We start from the raw sequence: 16,560 nt of genomic DNA, 5'->3' as shown, positions 1-16,560 counted from the left end.
TGGCAGAGAAAGCCGGAGACCGGAGAGGTGACGGGGAAAGCCCAGGAGGTGGCGGCGGGCCGCCTGGCAGACTGGGACCGTGAGCAGCGACGACACCACCCCGAGCCCCAGCAGTCCGTCCGATTCCGACCGGGACGCGGCCCCGCAGTACGTGCTCCCCCTCGTGGTGCACCTGGAGAAGACGGCCCCGCCCGCCCGGACGGACGCCCTGCGCACCGCCGCCCGTGCGGTGCTCACGATCCTGGCCGACGAGCGGTCCACGGGTGAGGGCGAGTGGGCCGGGGCGATGCGGGACTGGGAGGACGCCCGCATCCGCAAGGTGGTGCGCCGGGCGCGCGGCGCGGAGTGGCGCAAGGCCGCCGCGCTGCCCGGGATCACGGTGACGGACGGGAGCGCGGAGGTACGGGTGTACCCGCCGATCCCGCTGGACGGCTGGCCCAAGGAGCTGGCCAAGCTCCAGGTCTCGGGCACCGACCTGGACGACCCCGAGCCGCCCGCCGCCCCCGACCCGGACGGGCCGGTGCTCTGGCTCAACCCGGAGCTGGAGATGTCGGCGGGCAAGACGATGGCCCAGGTCGGCCATGGCGCCCAGCTCGCCTGGTGGGAGCTGTCCGACACCGAGCGCAAGGCGTGGCGGGAGGCGGGGTTCCCGCTGTCGGTGGCCACGGCGACGCCGGAACGGTGGCGGGAGCTGACCACGAGCGGCCTGCCGGTGGTGCGCGACGCCGGGTTCACCGAGATCGCCCCCGGGCCGACGGTCGTGGCCGAGGGCGGCCTGCGTCTCTGCCCCCTGCCGGGTGCACGGGTCGGCCGCTGATCCCTGCCCCACCCGGCCCGCCCCGTGGGTAACTCCCTGGCCCCGCACCCGGCTTCCCCGGCAGGATGACCATGAACCAGGCGGCCGTGAAACCAGATGGCCGTGAGCCAGTCGGCCATGAACCGTATGGCCACCCACCGGACGAGCAGGAGACCCCGCCCATGTCAGAGCCGGAGATCGACGTCCTCGTGTTCGACGTCCTCGGCACGCTCGTCGACGAACCCGCCGGTCTCCGCGCCGGTATCCGCGCGCTCGACCCGTCGCTCGACGGTGCCACGACCGAGCGGCTCCTGCTGCTGTGGCAGGGGCACATCGAGCACGAGCAGCGCCGCATCCTTGACGGCGAGCGGCCCTACCTCCCCAGTGACGCCCTCGACCGGGAGGCCGCCCATCGCGTGGCCGAGGCCGCCGGGGTCGGCGATCCGGACGCCGTGGCGGCGCTGGCGCTGTCGGCGCGCCGGCTCCCGCCGTGGCCCGACACCGTGGCCGGGCTCGCCCGGCTCGCCGAGGGGTTCCCGCTGATCGGGCTCTCCAACGCGAGCCGGACCGCCCTGCTCGGGCTCAACGCGCACGCCGGGCTCCGCTGGCACCAGGCCCTGTCCGCCGAGGACGCCCGGGCCTACAAACCGGACCCGGAGGTCTACCGGCTGGCCGTCACCGTCTCCGGGCTACCGCCCGAGCGGCTGCTGATGGTCGCCGCCCACGCCTGGGACCTGCGCGGAGCCCAGCGCCTCGGGCTCCGTACCGCCCATGTCTCCCGGCCCGTGGGGGACCCGCCCGCCGCGTCGGACCGGTTCGACCTGTACGCCGACGGCCTGGCCGACCTGGCGGAACAGCTCGACGCCCGCCGGGCCCGGAGAAAAGCCGCCCGCGGCTGAGTGTTTCCGCGCCCGACCACGTATCTCCCGGTACCGCCCCACCGGCATGACCGCCAAGTAGCCTGCGCAGTCAGCCGGTTGGCGGTTGATCGACGTCCGGTCGGTCGGTCGGCGTCCGGTTGACCGACGCTGTCACGTTCTCGGCCCGGGAGACACCTTGTTGCGACGCATCAACGGAACGGCCCTCATCATCGCGGCCCTGGTCGCCACCCTCGGCGCGCTGGCCTTCCCCGTCTGGTCCTACGCGGACCGTTCGGGCACCGGCGAGGCGAACCTCAACGCCTCCAGCGTCGCCACCCAGTGGGGCCCGCTCTCCGCGACGGACCGGGACTTCCTGGTCAAGGTGCGGCTCGCCGGGCTGTGGGAGCTGCCCGCCGGGCAGCAGGCGATCGAGCGGGCGCCCAGCGAGGCGACGAAGGCCGCCGGGGACCATCTGGTCGTCGGCCACACCGACCTGGACCGGCGGGCCCGCGACGTGGCCGCGAAGCTCGGGGTGGAGCTGCCCAACCAGCCGACCGAGCAGCAGCAGGCGTGGCTGCGGGAGCTGACGGCGGCGAGCGGGGACGAGTACGAGCGGAAGTTCGCCAACATCCTGCGCATCGCCCACGGCAAGGTCTTCGGGCTGATCGGCCAGGTCCGGCACACCACCCGCAACACCCTGATCCGGCAGCTCGCCAGTGACGCGAACCAGACAGTGCTGGACCACATCACCATGCTGGAGGCCACCGGCTTCGTCGACTTCGACGCCCTGGCGCGCGAGGCGGCCGGCGGCTCCACGGCCAGCCCCTCGGGCCCGCCTGCGCCGCGTGAGGGGCAGGTTCCGCTGGCCCCGGTGCCGGTGACGCCCTCCGGCGACCAGTCGTTCACCTCGCGCCCGGTGCCGCCGACGATGCCGCCGATGCCGTGACGTGACCTGCGGGCCGGAACCTCAAATCCTCCTCTGAACGTCCCCCTCTTCGGGTTCACCGCCGTTCCACGGGGCCATGACCCCTGAACAGAGCGGAGGAGGGGGACACCATGAAGCTGGGCATCGGGATCGGCTGGCGGCCGGAGATCGCGGCCGAGGTGGAGGCGCTCAAGGGGATCGACTGGGTGGAGGCGGTGGCGGAGAACCTCTGCGCCGACCACCTCCCGGACTCCCTGGTACGGCTGCGGGAGCGGGGCGTGACCGTCGTACCGCACGGCGTCTCGCTCGACCTGGGCGGCGCGGACCGCCCGGACGCCGAGCGGCTCGCGGGGCTGGCGGCGCGGGCGGAGCTGCTCGGTACGCCGCTGGTGACCGAGCACATCGCGTTCGTACGGGCCGGGGGGCCGCTGACCGCATCGCCCCGGCTGGAGGCGGGCCATCTGCTGCCGGTCCCCCGCACCTGGGACGCGCTGGCGGTGCTCTGCGAGAACGTACGCATCGCCCAGGACGCGCTGCCCGTGCCGCTGGCCCTGGAGAACATCGCGGCGCTGATCTCCTGGCCCGACGAGGAGCTGACCGAGGGGCAGTTCCTGGCGGAGCTGGTCGAGCGGACCGGGGTGCGGCTGCTCATCGACGTGGCCAACCTGCACACCAACCACGTCAACCGGGGCGAGGACCCGGCGAAGGCGCTGGACGAGCTGCCGGTGGAGGCCATCGCGTACGTCCATGTGGCGGGCGGCATCGAGAAGAACGGCGTCTGGCACGACACGCACGCCCACCCGGTGACCGCGCCGGTCCTCGGCGTACTGGCCGAACTGCGCTCCCGGGTCGACCCGCCGGGCGTGCTGCTGGAGCGCGACGACGCCTTCCCGCCCGGCGCGGAGCTCGCGGCCGAACTGGAGACGATCCGGGCCACGCTGCGGGCGGCGGGCCCGGCGGCCGAGGCACGTACGGTCCGTTCGACGGGGACCGAGGCACGCACGACCGGAGCCGGGGCGCGTGTGGCCTGTACGACTGCGACCGGAGCCGGGGCGCGTACGGGCCGGACCGCGGAGCCCGACGCGCGTGCAGCCCGTACGACCGCGACCGAAGCGCGTACAGCCGGAGCCGGGGCGCGTACGGGCCGGACCGCGGAGCCCGACGCGCGTGCAGCCCGTACGACCGCGACCGAAGCGCGTACAGCCGGAGCCGGGGCGCGTACAGCCCGTACCGCGGAGCCCGACGCGCATGCGGCCCGTACCGCCCCGGCCGAAGCCGCCAAGGCCGCGCCTCCCGCGGAAACGCCCGTCGCACCCCCCGGCGCCCGCGACCGTACCGCCGTCGCCCAGACCGCGCTGCTCTCCGCGCTCGTCGCCGGAACCCCGGCCCCCGAGCGCTTCGACCACCGGCGGCTGCGCGTGCAGAGCCGGGCGCTGGCCGCCAAGCGGGCCGGTGTCGTCGCCAAGGTGGCGCCCGAGCTGCCGGAGATCCTCGGTGACGGCTACCGCGCCGCGTTCCTCGCGTACGCCAGGTCCCGTCCCATGAGCGGCGGTTACCGGCGTGACGCCCTCGACTTCGCGGAGCACGTCCTGATCTCCGGCGGCCTCCCCGACCCCGTGGCGCAGCGTCGGCTGACCCACTGGTGGGAGGACCGCTCCGGCATCCGTCCGCCGCGCCGGACCACCCGTCTCGTCCGTGCGGCGCGTGCCGTCCTCGTAGGAAAGTGAATCGCCATGAACACGCTCGCCCTCCTGGTGACCCTCGCGGTCGCCCTCTCCACGGTGCTCCTCCTCGTGAAGGCGGCGGCGTCGCGGTCCCGCCGCGCTCCGGCCGGCGCCTCCCCCCTCGCCCATGACCTCTACGAGGCGGCGTTCCTCAACGGCGGTCCGGCCAGGGTCGTGGACACCGCGCTCGTCGCCCTGTCCACGGACGGCCGGGTGCTCATCGGCGGGCCCGGCATCGTCTCCGTACAGCGGGCGCAGGCGAACGACCCGGTGGAACGCGCCGTGCTCCAGGAGCTGTCCACCGCGCCGAGCGGCGCCCTGCACGGGGTGCGGGAGGCGGTGATGCGCCACCCGGCGGTGCAGGAGATCGGCGACGGGCTCGCGCGGCGCGGGCTGCTCGTCCCGCCCGCCGCGAACCGGTCCGTACGGCGGTGGGGGCGGGTCCAGGGAGTGAGCTGCTTCGTCGCGTTCCCCCTCTCCATCGGGGTCACGGTCCTCCAGTTCATCGCGCACGACTCCGCCTTCGACATGCCGTTGCCGTTCGTCGTGAAGGTGCTGCCCGCGATCCTGATCGGCGGGATCAGCGGCCTTGTCGTGGCCTCGGCCGCCGCCAAGAGGGTCACCCGGGCGGGCCGCAGGGCCGCGCAGGCGTTCCGGGCCGCGAACGCCCACGTGACGACCCCGCAGTACCTCGTCGCCACCCAGGGGCTGCGGGCGCTCCCCGACCCCGTGCTCCAGGACCAACTGATCGCGGTGGCCCGGGCGTCCGCACCGGCCGGGCGCTCGCGCTCCGGCTTCTCGGGGAGCCGGACGCCGGGGTACGTGGGAGGTGCGGCGCTGGTGGCGGGCGTGGCCGCCACCACGGTGTGGTGCGCCGACGCGAGCCCGGACCACACGAGTTGCGGGGGCTCGACCGGGAGCGGCTGCGGCGGGGCGTCGGGGTGCGGCGGCGGCTCGGGATCGAGCTGCGGCAGCTCCGGGTCCAGCTGCGGGAGTTCGGGCGGGTCCAGCTGCGGCGGGGGCTCCAGCTGCGGCGGCGGCTCCTGAACCACGGCTGCCGCGACAGCGACCGGAGTGAAGCAACCGGGTCGTTTCCCGCAACACACCGGCCCGGTGCTGTACTTCACCCCTGCCGCCCCTCACCATCCCCTCTCCGCATCCGCAGAGAGGTCCCGCCGTGAGAGCAGTACCCCTGTACGTCACGCTCGGCTCCCTGGTCCTGTCCGCCGCCCTGACCACCGCCCCCGCGACCGCCCGGGACGGCGGCCCCGGCACCGCCTCCGCCTCCGCCGAGGAGCGCGGTACGGCGGTGGCGGCGGCCCGCGCGGCGGCGGCCGGGATCGCCTTCGGGGCGTGCCCGGAGGAGGAGCAGCTGCCGGACTCGCTGATGTGCGGCACCGTCAGCGTCCCCCTGGACTACGCGCGGCCCGACGGGCGGACCATCGAACTCACCGTCAGCCGCTCCCCGGCGACCGGCGGGGCGGCCGGCCGCCAGGGGTCCTTCGTCTACAACCCGGGCGGGCCCGGCGCCTCCAGCATCACCTTCCCGCTGATGGGCGAGATGTCCGAGTGGAAGGAGGTCGCGGCGGCGTACGACATGGTCGGGTACGCCCCGCGCGGTGTCGGCGACTCCGCCCCGCTCTCCTGCCAGGACCCCGCCGCGTTCGCGAAGAGCCCCACCGACTCCCCCGCCCACCCGACGGCCGCGTACAAGGAGCGGCGGATCGCGGAGGCGCGGGCGTACGCGCGGGGGTGCGAGCGGAACGCGGGCGAGGCGCTGCGGCACTACACCTCGCTCAACAACGCCCGTGACCTGGAGGTGCTGCGGGCCGCCCTCGGTGATGAACAGCTGACCTTCATGGGGGCCTCGTACGGCACGTATCTGGGTTCCCTGTACGCGACCCTCTTTCCCTCACGCGTACGCCGTATGGTCCTCGATTCCGCGGTCGACCCGGACCCGGAGAAGATCTGGTACCGCTCCAACCTCGATCAGTCGCTGGCCTTCGAGTCCCGCTGGGAGGACTTCCGGCGCTGGGTCGCCCAGCACGACGACGTCTACCGGCTCGGCACCACGCCCGAGGCCGTACAGCGCCATTACGACGCCGTGCGCACCGAGCTGGCGGCCGAACCGGCGGGCGGGACGGTGGGGCCGGGGCAGTTCCACGCGGCGTTCCTCCAGGCCGCGTACTACGACGACTACTGGGCGATGCGGGCGACCGCCCTCTCCGAGTACGTCCGGGGCAATCCGGAGCCGGTGATCACCCAGATGTCGCCGCGCGCGGTGACGGCGAAGGGCGACGAGAACGCGCGGGCCGTCTACACCGCTGTCGAGTGCAACGACGCGCCCTGGCCGCAGGAGTGGGAGGTGTGGGACCGCGACCATACGGACCTCGCCCGCATCGCCCCGTTCCAGACCTGGGACAACGCCTTCACCAACCTGCCGTGCGCCTTCTGGCCCGCGCCCCGGCAGCGGCCGCTGGACGTCTCCACGGAGTGGGGCGAGCTGCCCCCGGTGCTCATCCTGGCGGCGGAGCGCGATGCGGCGACCCCGTACCAGGGGGCTCTGGAGCTCCAGCGGCGGCTGCGCGGCGCGGCGCTCGTGACGGAGCGGGGCGCGGGGACGCATGGCGTCGGCGGGTTCGGGAACGCCTGCGTGGACGAGCACATGCGGCGGTATCTGCTGACGGGCGCGGTGCCCGTGGGGGACGCGGAGTGCGCCCCGCGCGCGGAGCCGAACCCCGTCTCGCTGGACTAGGGCGTGTCCGGCGGATCTTGACCGGGTCCGCGAGCCCGGCATGATCCGGACGGGAGACCGCAGGAACGCGGAAGGGCCCTGCCGGAGCGCACTCCGGCAGGGCCCGAAGCCGAACCCGGTGTCGCTGGAACGGCGGGCGGCACGGTCGGTGCCCGGTGCCCGTCTTCTGATCTTCCGGGTTGGGGTGGTGCGGGAACTCGCTGGCTATGCGAGCCCGGCCACCAGGTCTGCGATGTCCTTCCTGCGGCCCGTGTAGAACGGGACCTCCTCGCGCACGTGGAGCCGTGCCTCGGAGGCGCGCAGGTGACGCATCAGGTCGACGATGCGGTACAGCTCGTCCGCCTCGAAGGCGAGAATCCACTCGTAGTCGCCGAGCGAGAAGGAGGCGACGGTGTTGGCGCGGACGTCGGGGTAGCCCCGGGCCATCTTGCCGTGGTCCGCGAGCATGCGGCGGCGGTCCTCGTCCGGCAGCAGGTACCAGTCGTAGGACCGTACGAAGGGGTAAACGCTGATGTAGTCGCGCGGGGTCTCGTCGGCGAGGAACGCCGGGATGTGCGACTTGTTGAACTCGGCGGGGCGGTGCAGCGCCATGTTCGACCAGACCGGCTCCAGCGCGCGGCCGAGCCTGGTGCGGCGGAAGAGGTTGTAGGCGTCCTGGAGCTGGTCCGAGGTCTCGGCGTGCCACCAGATCATCAGGTCGGCGTCGGCACGGAGACCGGAGAGGTCGTAGGTGCCGCGCACGGTGATGTCCTTGGCCGCGAGCTGGTCGAACAGCTCCTGGACCTCGTCCGCGTATCCCGCCCGGTCCAGCGGCAGTACGTCGCGCAGTTTGAAGACCGACCACAGGGTGTAGCGGATGACCTCGTTGAGGTCCTTGGCCTTCTTTCCGGCGTTCGGACTCTTGCTGGGCGTCACACTCTCGGGAGCAGTCATACGGCTATTGTCCCGCCTCGCTCTCCGTGCCCCGAACCAGGGTCGGCGTGGCGATGATCTCGTTCGTGATCTTCCCCGTGCCGGGCCCCGCGCCGGGCCCCGTGAGGTCGCCCGCGATCTCGTCGGCCGCCCGCTGCGCGCTCGCGACGCAGGCGGGGATGCCGACCCCGTCGTAGACCGCGCCGCAGACCCGCAGGGCGGGCAGTTTCGCGACCTCGTCACGGATGCGGGCGACCCGGGTGTGGTGGCCGACCGGGTACTGCGGGAGTCCGCCGATCCAGCGGGTGACCTCGGTGTCGACGGGGCGCGCGGCGAGTCCGGTGGCCTCGCGGAGGTCGCGCAGGGATACGGCGACGAGTTCGCCGTCCTCGCGGTGCAGGTGCTCCTCCTCGCCGTACCGGCCGACGGAGGTACGGAGCACGAACAGGCCGGGGGCGGCGTCGGCGACCCACTGCCACTTGTTGGTGGAGAAGGTGGACGCCTTGATGGTGCGGCCGTCGACCGGCGGCACGAGGAAGCCGGAACGGCCGCGCAGGGCCTCGTACGCCTCGATGTCGGCGCGCCGGAAGGCCATCGTGACCAGGGCCATCGAGGCGTACTCCACCCCGGCCAGCTCGGCGGAGGCGGCCGGGGACTCGGCGGCCAGCAGGGCGGAGGCGGACCAGGCGGGGGTGGCCAGGACGATGCCGTCGGCGGTGATCATCCCGGTGTCGGTGCGGACCGCCCAGCCCGTGCCGTTACGGGTCAGGCCGAGGACGGGGGTCTCCGTACGGATCTCGCCGCCCCCGGCCCGTACGGCGTCGGCCACGGCGTCCGGGAGGGTGCCGATGCCGCCCGCGAGGCCCTGGAAGACGGGTCCGGTCTGCTGCCGGGCCGCCGCGCGCTCCTGGATGCGGCGGACGGCCTCCAGCAGCGGGCCGCCCTCCTTCACCGCTTCGTAGAGCTGCGGTACGGCGGCGCGCAGCGAGATCCGGTAGGCGTCGCCCGCGTAGACCCCGCCGAGGAGGGGTTCCACCAGCCGGTCGACGACCTCGCGGCCGAGCCGGTCGGCCACGTACGCGCCGACCGCCACATCGTCGCCGACGGGGGTCGGGGTGAGGTCGCGCTCCTCGGCGATCCGGGCCAGCCCCTCGGGGGACAGCACCCCGCCGAGGGCCGCCGGGTCGCCGGGGACGCCCATGACGTGGCCCGTGGGCATCGGGCGCAGCGCGTCGCGCGTCCAGAGGGAGGCGGTGGCGGTGGCGGGCGGCTGGAGGCGGCCGGAGAGCCCGACGGCCTCGGCCAGGGCGACCGCCTCGGGGCGGCGGGCGAGCACCGACTCGGCGCCGAGGTCGACCCGGACGCCCGCGACCTCGCCGGTCATCAGCTTGCCGCCGAGCCGGTCCGTCGCCTCCAGGAGCGTGACCCGCAGACCGGTGGCGACCAGGCGGTGGGCGGCGGCCAGTCCGGCGATGCCGCCGCCGAGGACGACGACATGGCGCGCGGGCGGGTCGGCGTCCTGATGTGAACGGTGCATGGGTCCACTCTCTCAAACCTCCGCCGGGTCCCGGCCGTGACCACTTCGAAACCCCCGGCCGGAAACCGGTCCGGGCAGGCCCGCGTCGAATCGGCACTGTCAACGAGAGTCCAGGGGGGACCTGTTATGACCAGCGGTACCGATCGATTCCCCGCCCGCCCGCCGCGCGCGGCCCACCACCGCCGCTCCCGTCTCCGCGCCGCCGTGGCGGCCGGGGCGCTCGGCGCGGTGCTGCTCGCCGGGGGCTGCGCGGCGGGCGACGAGAGCGCGTCCGACGCGGGGCAGCACGACCTCAAGGCGGGCGCGCCGGAAGGGTTCGCGGACCGGCAGGGCGCTCCGGGCGCCTCGGCGGCGTCCGCCGCCCCGGCGGACGGGGGGAAGGGCGCGGACCAGCAGGGCAAGGCACCGAAGCCGGGGGCCGCGGGCACCCATGTGATCCGTACGACCGAGCTCGCCGTGGAGGTCAAGAGCGTGCCGAAGGCGGCGGCCGCCGCCCGGAGCGCGGTCGAGGCGAGCGGGGGCCTGGTGGCGACCGAGACCACCGAGCGGGTCGACGACGAGCACGAGTTCTCGCATCTCGTGCTGCGGGTGCCGCAGGAGAGCTACCAGGAGGTGCTGCGTACGCTCACCGGCTCCGGGAAGCTGCTCTCCCGCTCCTCGAACGCCAAGGACGTCACCGACAAGGTCGTCGACGTGGAGAGCCGGATCGCCACGCAGCGGGCGAGCGTGAAGCGGGTGCGGACGCTGATGGACAAGGCGGAGAAGCTCACCGATGTCGTCACCCTGGAGGGCGAGCTGAGCAGCCGTCAGGCCGATCTGGAGTCGCTGCTGGCCCAGCAGGCGGGGCTGAAAGACCGCACCACGATGGCGACGATCACGCTGGACCTGTCCGAGCCGGACGCGCCGGGCCGGGACCGGGAGGACGACGGCCCGGGGTTCCTGGACGCGCTGGGCGGCGGCTGGGACGCGTTCGTGACGACGCTCCGGTGGATCGCGGTGGCGATCGGCGCCTCGGCCCCGTTCCTGGCCACGGCGGCGCTGCTGCTGGTGGTGTGGCGGGTGCTGCGCGCCCGGCGGGCGGGCCGTACGGCTCCCCCGGTGGTGCGGGCGGAGGAGGCCGGGGGCACGCCGTCCTCCTGAGCGCCGTAGCGTGGGCCCCCTGACGGCTCGTACGGGCGGCTCGTACCGCGTGTGCGGCTACGGCTCGTACGGCGAAAGGGACCCGGACAATGGCAGCGGAGCGACTCGTGGTCATCGGCGGCGACGCGGCGGGCATGTCCGCCGCGTCGCAGGCCCGCAGGCTGAAGGGGGCGGACGAGCTGGAGATCGTCGCCTTCGAGCGGACCGCATTCACCTCGTACTCCGCCTGCGGCATCCCGTACTGGGTGAGCGGGGACGTGAAGCACCGGGACGACCTCATCGCCCGTACCCCCGAGGAGCACCGCGAGCGGGACATCGACCTGCGGATGCGCACCGAGGTCACGGAGATCGACGTGGCCGGGCAGCGGGTGCGGGCGGTGGACCGGGAGAGCGGGGACGCCTACTGGACGGGGTTCGACAAGCTGGTCATCGCCACCGGGGCCCGGCCGGTCCGCCCCTCGCTGCCCGGCATCGGCGCACCGGGGGTGCACGGGGTGCAGACCCTGGGCGACGGGCAGGCGCTGCTGGACTCGCTGGACGCCCTGGACTCCGGGAAGCGACGGCGGGCGGTCGTGGTGGGCGCCGGGTACATCGGCGTCGAGATGGCCGAGGCGATGCTGAAGCACGGGTTCGAGGTGACCGTCCTCAACCGGGGCGAGCAGCCGATGGCGACGCTCGACCCGGACATGGGGAAGCTCGTCCACGAGGCGATGGACGGGCTCGGGATCACCACGGTCAACGGCGCGGCGGTGACCGAGATCCGCACGGGTCCGGACGGCCGGGTGCGCGAAGTGGCGACGGAGGAGCGGAGCTACCCGGCGGACGTGGTAGTGCTCGGCATCGGCGTCGAGCCGGAGGCGGGGCTGGCCCGGGAGGCGGGGCTCACGGTGGGGCCGCACGGCGGCATCCTCACGGACCTGGCGATGCGGGCGGTGGGCCACGAGAACATCTGGGCGGGCGGCGACTGCGTGGAGGTCCTGGACCTGGTGGCGGGCCGGACCCGCCACATCGCGCTGGGCACGCACGCCAACAAGCACGGCCAGGTGATCGGTTCCAACGTCGGCGGCGGCTACGGCACGTTCCCGGGCGTCGTCGGTACGGCGGTGAGCAAGGTCTGCGACCTGGAGATCGCCCGGACCGGGCTGCGGGAGAAGGACGCCCGGGCCGTCGGGCTGCGCTATGTCACGGCGACCATCGAGTCGACGCAGCGCGCGGGGTACTACCCGGGGGCGAGGCCGATGACGGTGAAGATGATCGCGGAGCACCGTACGGGGCGGCTGCTCGGGGTGCAGATCGTGGGCCGCGAGGGGTCGGCGAAGCGCGTGGACGTGGCGGCGGTGGCGCTGACGGCCGGGATGACGGTGGAGCAGATGACGGCGCTGGACCTGGGCTACGCCCCGCCGTTCTCGCCGGTCTGGGACCCGGTGCTGGTGGCGGCCCGCAAGACGGTGGCGGCCGTGCGGGGCGCGGGGAGCTGACCTGCTCTCCCACGCCCCGGGGCCCCGCTGCCTCAGCGCGCGGTCTGCTCGTGGACGTAACCCACGAGGCGGGTCAGCGCGTCCGGGTCCATCGACGGCATGACGCCGTGGCCCAGGTTGAAGATGTGGCCCTCCAGACCGGCGGCGGCGTCCAGCACCTCGCGGGTCTTGGCCTCGACGGCCGGGGTGGGCGCGAAGAGGACGGCCGGGTCCAGGTTGCCCTGGAGCGCCTTGCCGGGGCCGACGCGGCGGGCGGCCTCGTCCAGCGGGACGCGCCAGTCGACGCCGACGACGTCCGCCCCGGCCTCGCCCAGCAGGCCGAGGAGCTCGCCGGTGCCGACGCCGAAGTGGATGCGGGGGACGCCGTACGGGGCGACGGCGTCGAAGACCTTCGCGGAGGCGGGGAGCACCGAGCGGCGGTAGTCGGCGGGGGCCAGCGCGCCGACCCAGGAGTCGAAGAGCTGGACGGCGGAGGCGCCCGCCTCGATCTGGACCTTGAGGAAGGCGCCGGTGATCTCCGCGAGCCGGTCCACGAGGTCGGCCCAGAGCTGCGGGTCGCCGTACATCATGGCCTTGGTGCGCTCGTGGCTGCGCGAGGGGCCGCCCTCCACCAGGTAGCTGGCGAGGGTGAACGGGGCCCCGGCGAAGCCGATGAGCGGGGTGGCGCCGAGCTCGGCGGTGAGCATCCCGATGGCCTCGGTGACGTACGGGACGTCCTCGGGGGTCAGGTCGCGCAGCCGGGCCAGGTCGGCGCGGGTGCGGATCGGCTCGGCGATGACGGGGCCGACGCCGGGCTTGATGTCGAGGTCGATGCCGATGGCCTTCAGGGGGACGACGATGTCGCTGAAGTAGATCGCGGCGTCGACCTTGTGGCGGCGTACGGGCTGGAGCGTGATCTCGGTGACCAGCTCCGGCATCATGCAGGAGTCGAGCATCGCGATGCCCTCGCGGACCTTCAGGTACTCGGGCAGCGAGCGCCCCGCCTGCCGCATGAACCAGACCGGCGTGTGCGGCACGGGTTCGCGCCGGCATGCCTTGAGGAACGCGGAATCGTGGGTGGCGCTCCGGGCGGTGTCGTGGCTGGCGGCGGTCGTCGTCTGCTGGCCCGAAGGGCGTTCGTTGGCACTCACGCACCAAATCTTCGCACGCACGGCGAAGGAGCCCGGCGCCGCACGGGTGTCTGTCCCTGCGCGAGGCCCGCGTTCCGCCTACTCTTCCCGGCATGGCTCCGGCTCAGGGACAGTTCTCCGATCATTCCGATGGCGCTGACGGCAAGGGCGGTGCGGAGGGTCCTCCGGTCCCGCCCGCGTTCCGTACGGCGGTCGAGGCGTTGCGTTCCGCGCGGCTCCGTCCGGAGCTGGAGGTGGAGGCCACGCGCCCGCCGCAGCGCCTGGCGCCCCACGCGTTCGCCCTGGAGGCGGCGGTGGTCGACGGCGAGGACGACCTCGCGGACGGCCGACTGGTCCTGCTGCACGATCCGGCGGGGCACGACGCCTGGCAGGGCGCCTTCCGGCTGGTGACGCTGGTGCGGGCGGAGCTGGAGCCGGAGATGGCCGCCGATCCGCTGCTGCCGGAGGTGTGCTGGTCCTGGCTGACCGGGGCGCTGGACGCGCGCGGATTGTCGTACGGGGAAGCCGGGGGGACGGTGACACGCGCCGGATCGCACTACTTCGGTGCGCTCTCCGCGCGCCGTCCGGCGACCCAGATCGAGATCCGGGCCTCGTGGACGCCGCGCGAGGGGCGGAGCGGGGCGCCGGACGCGGCGTCGCACCTGATGGCCTGGGGTGATCTGCTCTGTCAGATCGCGGGGCTGCCGCCGTCGGACCCGGCGGACGCGGCGGTGGTGACCCTGCCGCAGCGGCGCGGTCCGCAGGTTTCGTAACAGAACGTCACCCGTTTCGCACACACGCCGACTCTCTTTTCGTACAATCGATCGCGCGTCCTATTTGCCCGAATTGTTACTCACTAAATCGTGATCTTCCTCTAAAGGAGGACGGGTCTGCTGCCGAAGAGGTCAATGACCCTTCAAGCACGGTTCGCCCCGGCTTCATCCCCGAGCCGGCCCCGTCCCGCCACTCCCCCCAGGAGGCCTGGTGTCCGTTCTCCTTGAGCAGCCCGCAAGCCTGGTCGCCTACCGCCCGAACAAGCCGACGGCCATGGTCGTCGTGGCCGACCCGCGCGTCCGTTCCACCGTCACCCGCCATCTGTGGGCCCTCGGAGTACGTGACGTCATCGAGGCGTCGTCCATCGCGGAGGCACGTCCCCGCGTCGGCAACCCGCGCGACATCTGCATTGCCGACGTCCACCTGCCCGACGGTTCCGGGCTGACCCTGCTGTCCGAGACCCGCGCCGCAGGCTGGCCGAACGGTCTCGCCCTCTCCGCCGCCGACGACATCGGCGCCGTTCGCAACGCCCTCGCGGGCGGCGTGAAGGGGTACGTCGTCACCGGCACCCGAACCAACATCGGCCACCCCACCCGCCCCGGCGTCGCCCCCATCGGCGCCAACGCCGCCCGGATGCACCGCCGGCCCCCCGGCTCCCCGAGCCACCCGGGCGGCTACCGCGAACTGTCCGGCCGCGAGGTGGAGGTGCTCCGCCTGGTCGCCGAAGGCCAGTCCAACAAGGCCATCGGCGTCTCGATGGGCCTCTCCGCCCTGACCGTCAAGTCCCACCTCGCCCGCATCGCCCGCAAGCTCGGCACCGGAGACCGCGCCGGAATGGTCGCCGTCGCCCTGCGGACGGGCATCATCCACTGATCCCACCCCGCCGGACGTGCACCGATGCGGCTCCGGCTGGAATACGCGCATGGCCACCCGTCGACGGAACGTTCCGTCGACGGGTGGCGCGTATACACAGATACCCTTGACGTGTGACCGACGCCCAAGAGACCGCAGCAGACAGTTCACTGCGAACCACCGGGGGCGCTCCCCCGGACGACGTCGCCCCGGCGCCGATCCCCTTGCTCGAACCGCGCGAGGGCATTCCCCCGGTGGTGGCCTCCGACGACGCCCTCGCCCGGGTGATCGCGGCCTTCGCCCGCGGCACCGGACCGGTGGCCGTCGACGCCGAGCGCGCCTCCGGCTACCGCTACGGCCAGCGCGCCTACCTCGTACAGCTGCGCCGTGACGGCGCGGGCAGCGCCCTGGTCGACCCGGTCGGCTGCCCCGACCTCTCGGGCCTGTCCACCGCCCTGTCCGGCTCCGAGTGGATTCTGCACGCCGCCACCCAGGACCTGCCCTGTCTGCGGGACATAGGCATGGCCCCCACCTCGCTCTTCGACACGGAGCTGGCCGGACGCCTCGCGGGCTTCCCGCGCGTCGGCCTCGGCGCCATGGTCGAGAACGTCCTCGGTTACGCCCTGGAGAAGGGCCACTCCGCGGTCGACTGGTCCACCCGCCCGCTGCCCGAGCCCTGGCTGCGCTACGCCGCGCTCGACGTGGAGCTCCTGATCGACCTGCGCGACGCGCTGGAGGAGGAGCTGGAGCGGCAGGGGAAGCTGGAATGGGCCCGGGAGGAGTTCGAGGCCATCGCCTCGGCGCCGCCCGCCCCGCCGCGCAAGGACCCCTGGCGCCGCACCTCGGGCATGCACAAGGTCCGCAGGCGCCGTCAGATGGCGGTCGTCCGCGAGCTGTGGAACGCCCGGGACCAGGTGGCCCAGCGGCGTGACATCTCCCCCGGCAAGGTGCTGGGCGACGCCGCGATCGTGGAGGCCGCCCTCGCGCTGCCCGCCAACGTCACGGCGCTGAGCGCCCTGCCGGGATTCGGCCACCGGATGGGCCGCCGTCAGCTGGAGCAGTGGCAGGCGGCGGTGGAGCGGGCCAAGGCGCTGCCGGAGTCGGAGCTGCCGCAGCCGGGCCAGCAGCCGGCCGGGCCGCCGCCCCCGCGCTCCTGGGCCGACAAGGACCCGGCGGCGGCGGCCCGGCTCTCGGCCGCCCGTACGGCCGTCTCCGAGCTGGCCGAGCGGCTCCACATGCCCCAGGAGAACCTGATCACCCCGGACACCGTGCGCCGGGTCTGCTGGGAGCCGCCGAAGATCCTGACGCCGAGCGCGGTGGAGGACACGCTCGCGGCGTACGGGGCCCGGCACTGGCAGATCACCCAGGTCGGCCCGCTGCTGGTCCGGGCACTCGACACCAGCGCCTGAGCCGACCCCCCTCACTCCTCGGACACCCCCGGTCACCGGCCGGGGGTTTTCCGTTGTCCGGAACCGTTCGGCTCCTCCGCGAGCCCTGTTCGCGGACCGAACCGATGGTCGAAATCACGCCAGGTTCGGAGCCGCTTCCTCCGCCTGACGCACGCCCGTACGGGCACCCGGGCGATGTGACCTTCGACGCTCCGGCCACGAGGGGTGGGCAGTCTGGTTACCCGCAAGTAGCATGAGGGCAGGCGGCGCGCCCCACGGGCGTGCCCCGCAGCAGTGCCATCCCGCACCC

The 16,560-nt window shown here is 73.8% G+C and carries 14 protein-coding genes; 11 read left to right on the top strand and 3 right to left on the bottom strand.

The genetic code is table 11. From position 1 onward, the window contains the following. Positions 1-79: 79 nt before the first annotated feature. The 6 genes from B7C62_29820 to B7C62_29795 all read left to right on the top strand — a co-directional run bounded on the left by B7C62_29820 (position 80) and on the right by B7C62_29795 (position 7,060). A complete protein-coding gene (locus B7C62_29820) occupies positions 80-817 on the top strand; it encodes a peptidyl-tRNA hydrolase (protein ID ARF76000.1) in 738 nt (245 codons plus the stop codon). Between the two features lie 161 nt (positions 818-978). After that, a complete protein-coding gene (locus tag B7C62_29815; GenBank protein ID ARF75999.1) occupies positions 979-1,695 on the top strand; it encodes a haloacid dehalogenase, type II in 717 nt (238 codons plus the stop codon). A 157-nt stretch (positions 1,696-1,852) separates the two neighbouring features. Continuing rightward, positions 1,853-2,602 (top strand): hypothetical protein, encoded by a 750-nt coding sequence (locus B7C62_29810; GenBank protein ID ARF75998.1) that lies wholly within the window; start codon positions 1,853-1,855, stop codon positions 2,600-2,602. A 110-nt stretch (positions 2,603-2,712) separates the two neighbouring features. Beyond that, entirely contained in the window at positions 2,713-4,308 is a 1,596-nt protein-coding gene (locus tag B7C62_29805; protein ARF75997.1) for an endonuclease, read from the top strand. A 6-nt stretch (positions 4,309-4,314) separates the two neighbouring features. Next, positions 4,315-5,352 carry a hypothetical protein gene (locus B7C62_29800; GenBank protein ID ARF75996.1) on the top strand — a complete coding sequence of 346 codons (1,038 nt, stop codon included), beginning with the start codon at positions 4,315-4,317 and terminating at the stop codon, positions 5,350-5,352. A gap of 130 nt (positions 5,353-5,482) precedes the next feature. After that, entirely contained in the window at positions 5,483-7,060 is a 1,578-nt protein-coding gene (locus B7C62_29795; GenBank protein ID ARF75995.1) for a protease, read from the top strand. Positions 7,061-7,264: 204 nt separating this feature from the next. On the opposite strand, the gene B7C62_29790 is transcribed toward B7C62_29795, so the two are convergent. Together B7C62_29790 and B7C62_29785 are read right to left on the bottom strand one after the other, a co-directional pair. Beyond that, positions 7,265-7,993, bottom strand: a complete 729-nt coding sequence (locus B7C62_29790; protein ID ARF75994.1) for a hypothetical protein — start codon at positions 7,991-7,993, stop codon at positions 7,265-7,267. A gap of 4 nt (positions 7,994-7,997) precedes the next feature. Further along, the gene (locus B7C62_29785; GenBank protein ARF75993.1) at positions 7,998-9,509 is read right to left on the bottom strand and encodes a protoporphyrinogen oxidase; all 1,512 of its coding nucleotides are present in this window, start codon (positions 9,507-9,509) and stop codon (positions 7,998-8,000) included. Positions 9,510-9,635: 126 nt separating this feature from the next. On the opposite strand from B7C62_29785, the gene B7C62_29780 reads away from it, so the two are divergent. After that, complete coding sequence (locus B7C62_29780; protein ARF75992.1) at positions 9,636-10,649, top strand: hypothetical protein; 1,014 nt, start codon at positions 9,636-9,638, stop codon at positions 10,647-10,649. Positions 10,650-10,738: 89 nt separating this feature from the next. Next, entirely contained in the window at positions 10,739-12,127 is a 1,389-nt protein-coding gene (locus tag B7C62_29775; protein ARF75991.1) for a flavoprotein oxidoreductase, read from the top strand. A gap of 32 nt (positions 12,128-12,159) precedes the next feature. Here the strand turns inward: B7C62_29775 and B7C62_29770 are convergent, their stop codons facing one another. Then, positions 12,160-13,257 carry a uroporphyrinogen decarboxylase gene (locus tag B7C62_29770; GenBank protein ARF75990.1) on the bottom strand — a complete coding sequence of 366 codons (1,098 nt, stop codon included), beginning with the start codon at positions 13,255-13,257 and terminating at the stop codon, positions 12,160-12,162. 92 nt (positions 13,258-13,349) lie between these two features. Between B7C62_29770 and B7C62_29765 the strand changes: the two genes are divergently transcribed. The 3 genes from B7C62_29765 to B7C62_29755 all read left to right on the top strand — a co-directional run bounded on the left by B7C62_29765 (position 13,350) and on the right by B7C62_29755 (position 16,271). After that, entirely contained in the window at positions 13,350-14,009 is a 660-nt protein-coding gene (locus tag B7C62_29765; GenBank protein ARF75989.1) for a hypothetical protein, read from the top strand. A gap of 211 nt (positions 14,010-14,220) precedes the next feature. Continuing rightward, positions 14,221-14,883 carry a DNA-binding response regulator gene (locus B7C62_29760; GenBank protein ID ARF75988.1) on the top strand — a complete coding sequence of 221 codons (663 nt, stop codon included), beginning with the start codon at positions 14,221-14,223 and terminating at the stop codon, positions 14,881-14,883. A 113-nt stretch (positions 14,884-14,996) separates the two neighbouring features. Beyond that, positions 14,997-16,271 carry a ribonuclease D gene (locus B7C62_29755; protein ID ARF75987.1) on the top strand — a complete coding sequence of 425 codons (1,275 nt, stop codon included), beginning with the start codon at positions 14,997-14,999 and terminating at the stop codon, positions 16,269-16,271. Positions 16,272-16,560: the final 289 nt, after the last annotated feature.

It is taken from the genome of Kitasatospora albolonga, assembly GCA_002082585.1.
Taxonomy (GTDB): Bacteria; Actinomycetota; Actinomycetes; order Streptomycetales; family Streptomycetaceae; genus Streptomyces; species Streptomyces stephensoniae.
Note: the sequence above shows the minus strand (reverse complement) of the source record. Positions and strands in the feature narration are given on the sequence as shown.

What these genes read in the sequence shown, in the direction of transcription:
- B7C62_29815 (ARF75999.1), top strand. Translation starts at nt 979, where the DNA reads ATGTCAGAGCCGGAGATCGACGTCCTCGTGTTCGACGTCCTCGGCACG.
- B7C62_29805 (ARF75997.1), top strand. Translation starts at nt 2,713, where the DNA reads ATGAAGCTGGGCATCGGGATCGGCTGGCGGCCGGAGATCGCGGCCGAG.
- B7C62_29800 (ARF75996.1), top strand. Translation starts at nt 4,315, where the DNA reads ATGAACACGCTCGCCCTCCTGGTGACCCTCGCGGTCGCCCTCTCCACG.
- B7C62_29790 (ARF75994.1), bottom strand. Translation starts at nt 7,993, where the DNA reads ATGACTGCTCCCGAGAGTGTGACGCCCAGCAAGAGTCCGAACGCCGGA.
- B7C62_29785 (ARF75993.1), bottom strand. Translation starts at nt 9,509, where the DNA reads ATGCACCGTTCACATCAGGACGCCGACCCGCCCGCGCGCCATGTCGTC.
- B7C62_29780 (ARF75992.1), top strand. Translation starts at nt 9,636, where the DNA reads ATGACCAGCGGTACCGATCGATTCCCCGCCCGCCCGCCGCGCGCGGCC.
- B7C62_29775 (ARF75991.1), top strand. Translation starts at nt 10,739, where the DNA reads ATGGCAGCGGAGCGACTCGTGGTCATCGGCGGCGACGCGGCGGGCATG.
- B7C62_29765 (ARF75989.1), top strand. Translation starts at nt 13,350, where the DNA reads ATGGCTCCGGCTCAGGGACAGTTCTCCGATCATTCCGATGGCGCTGAC.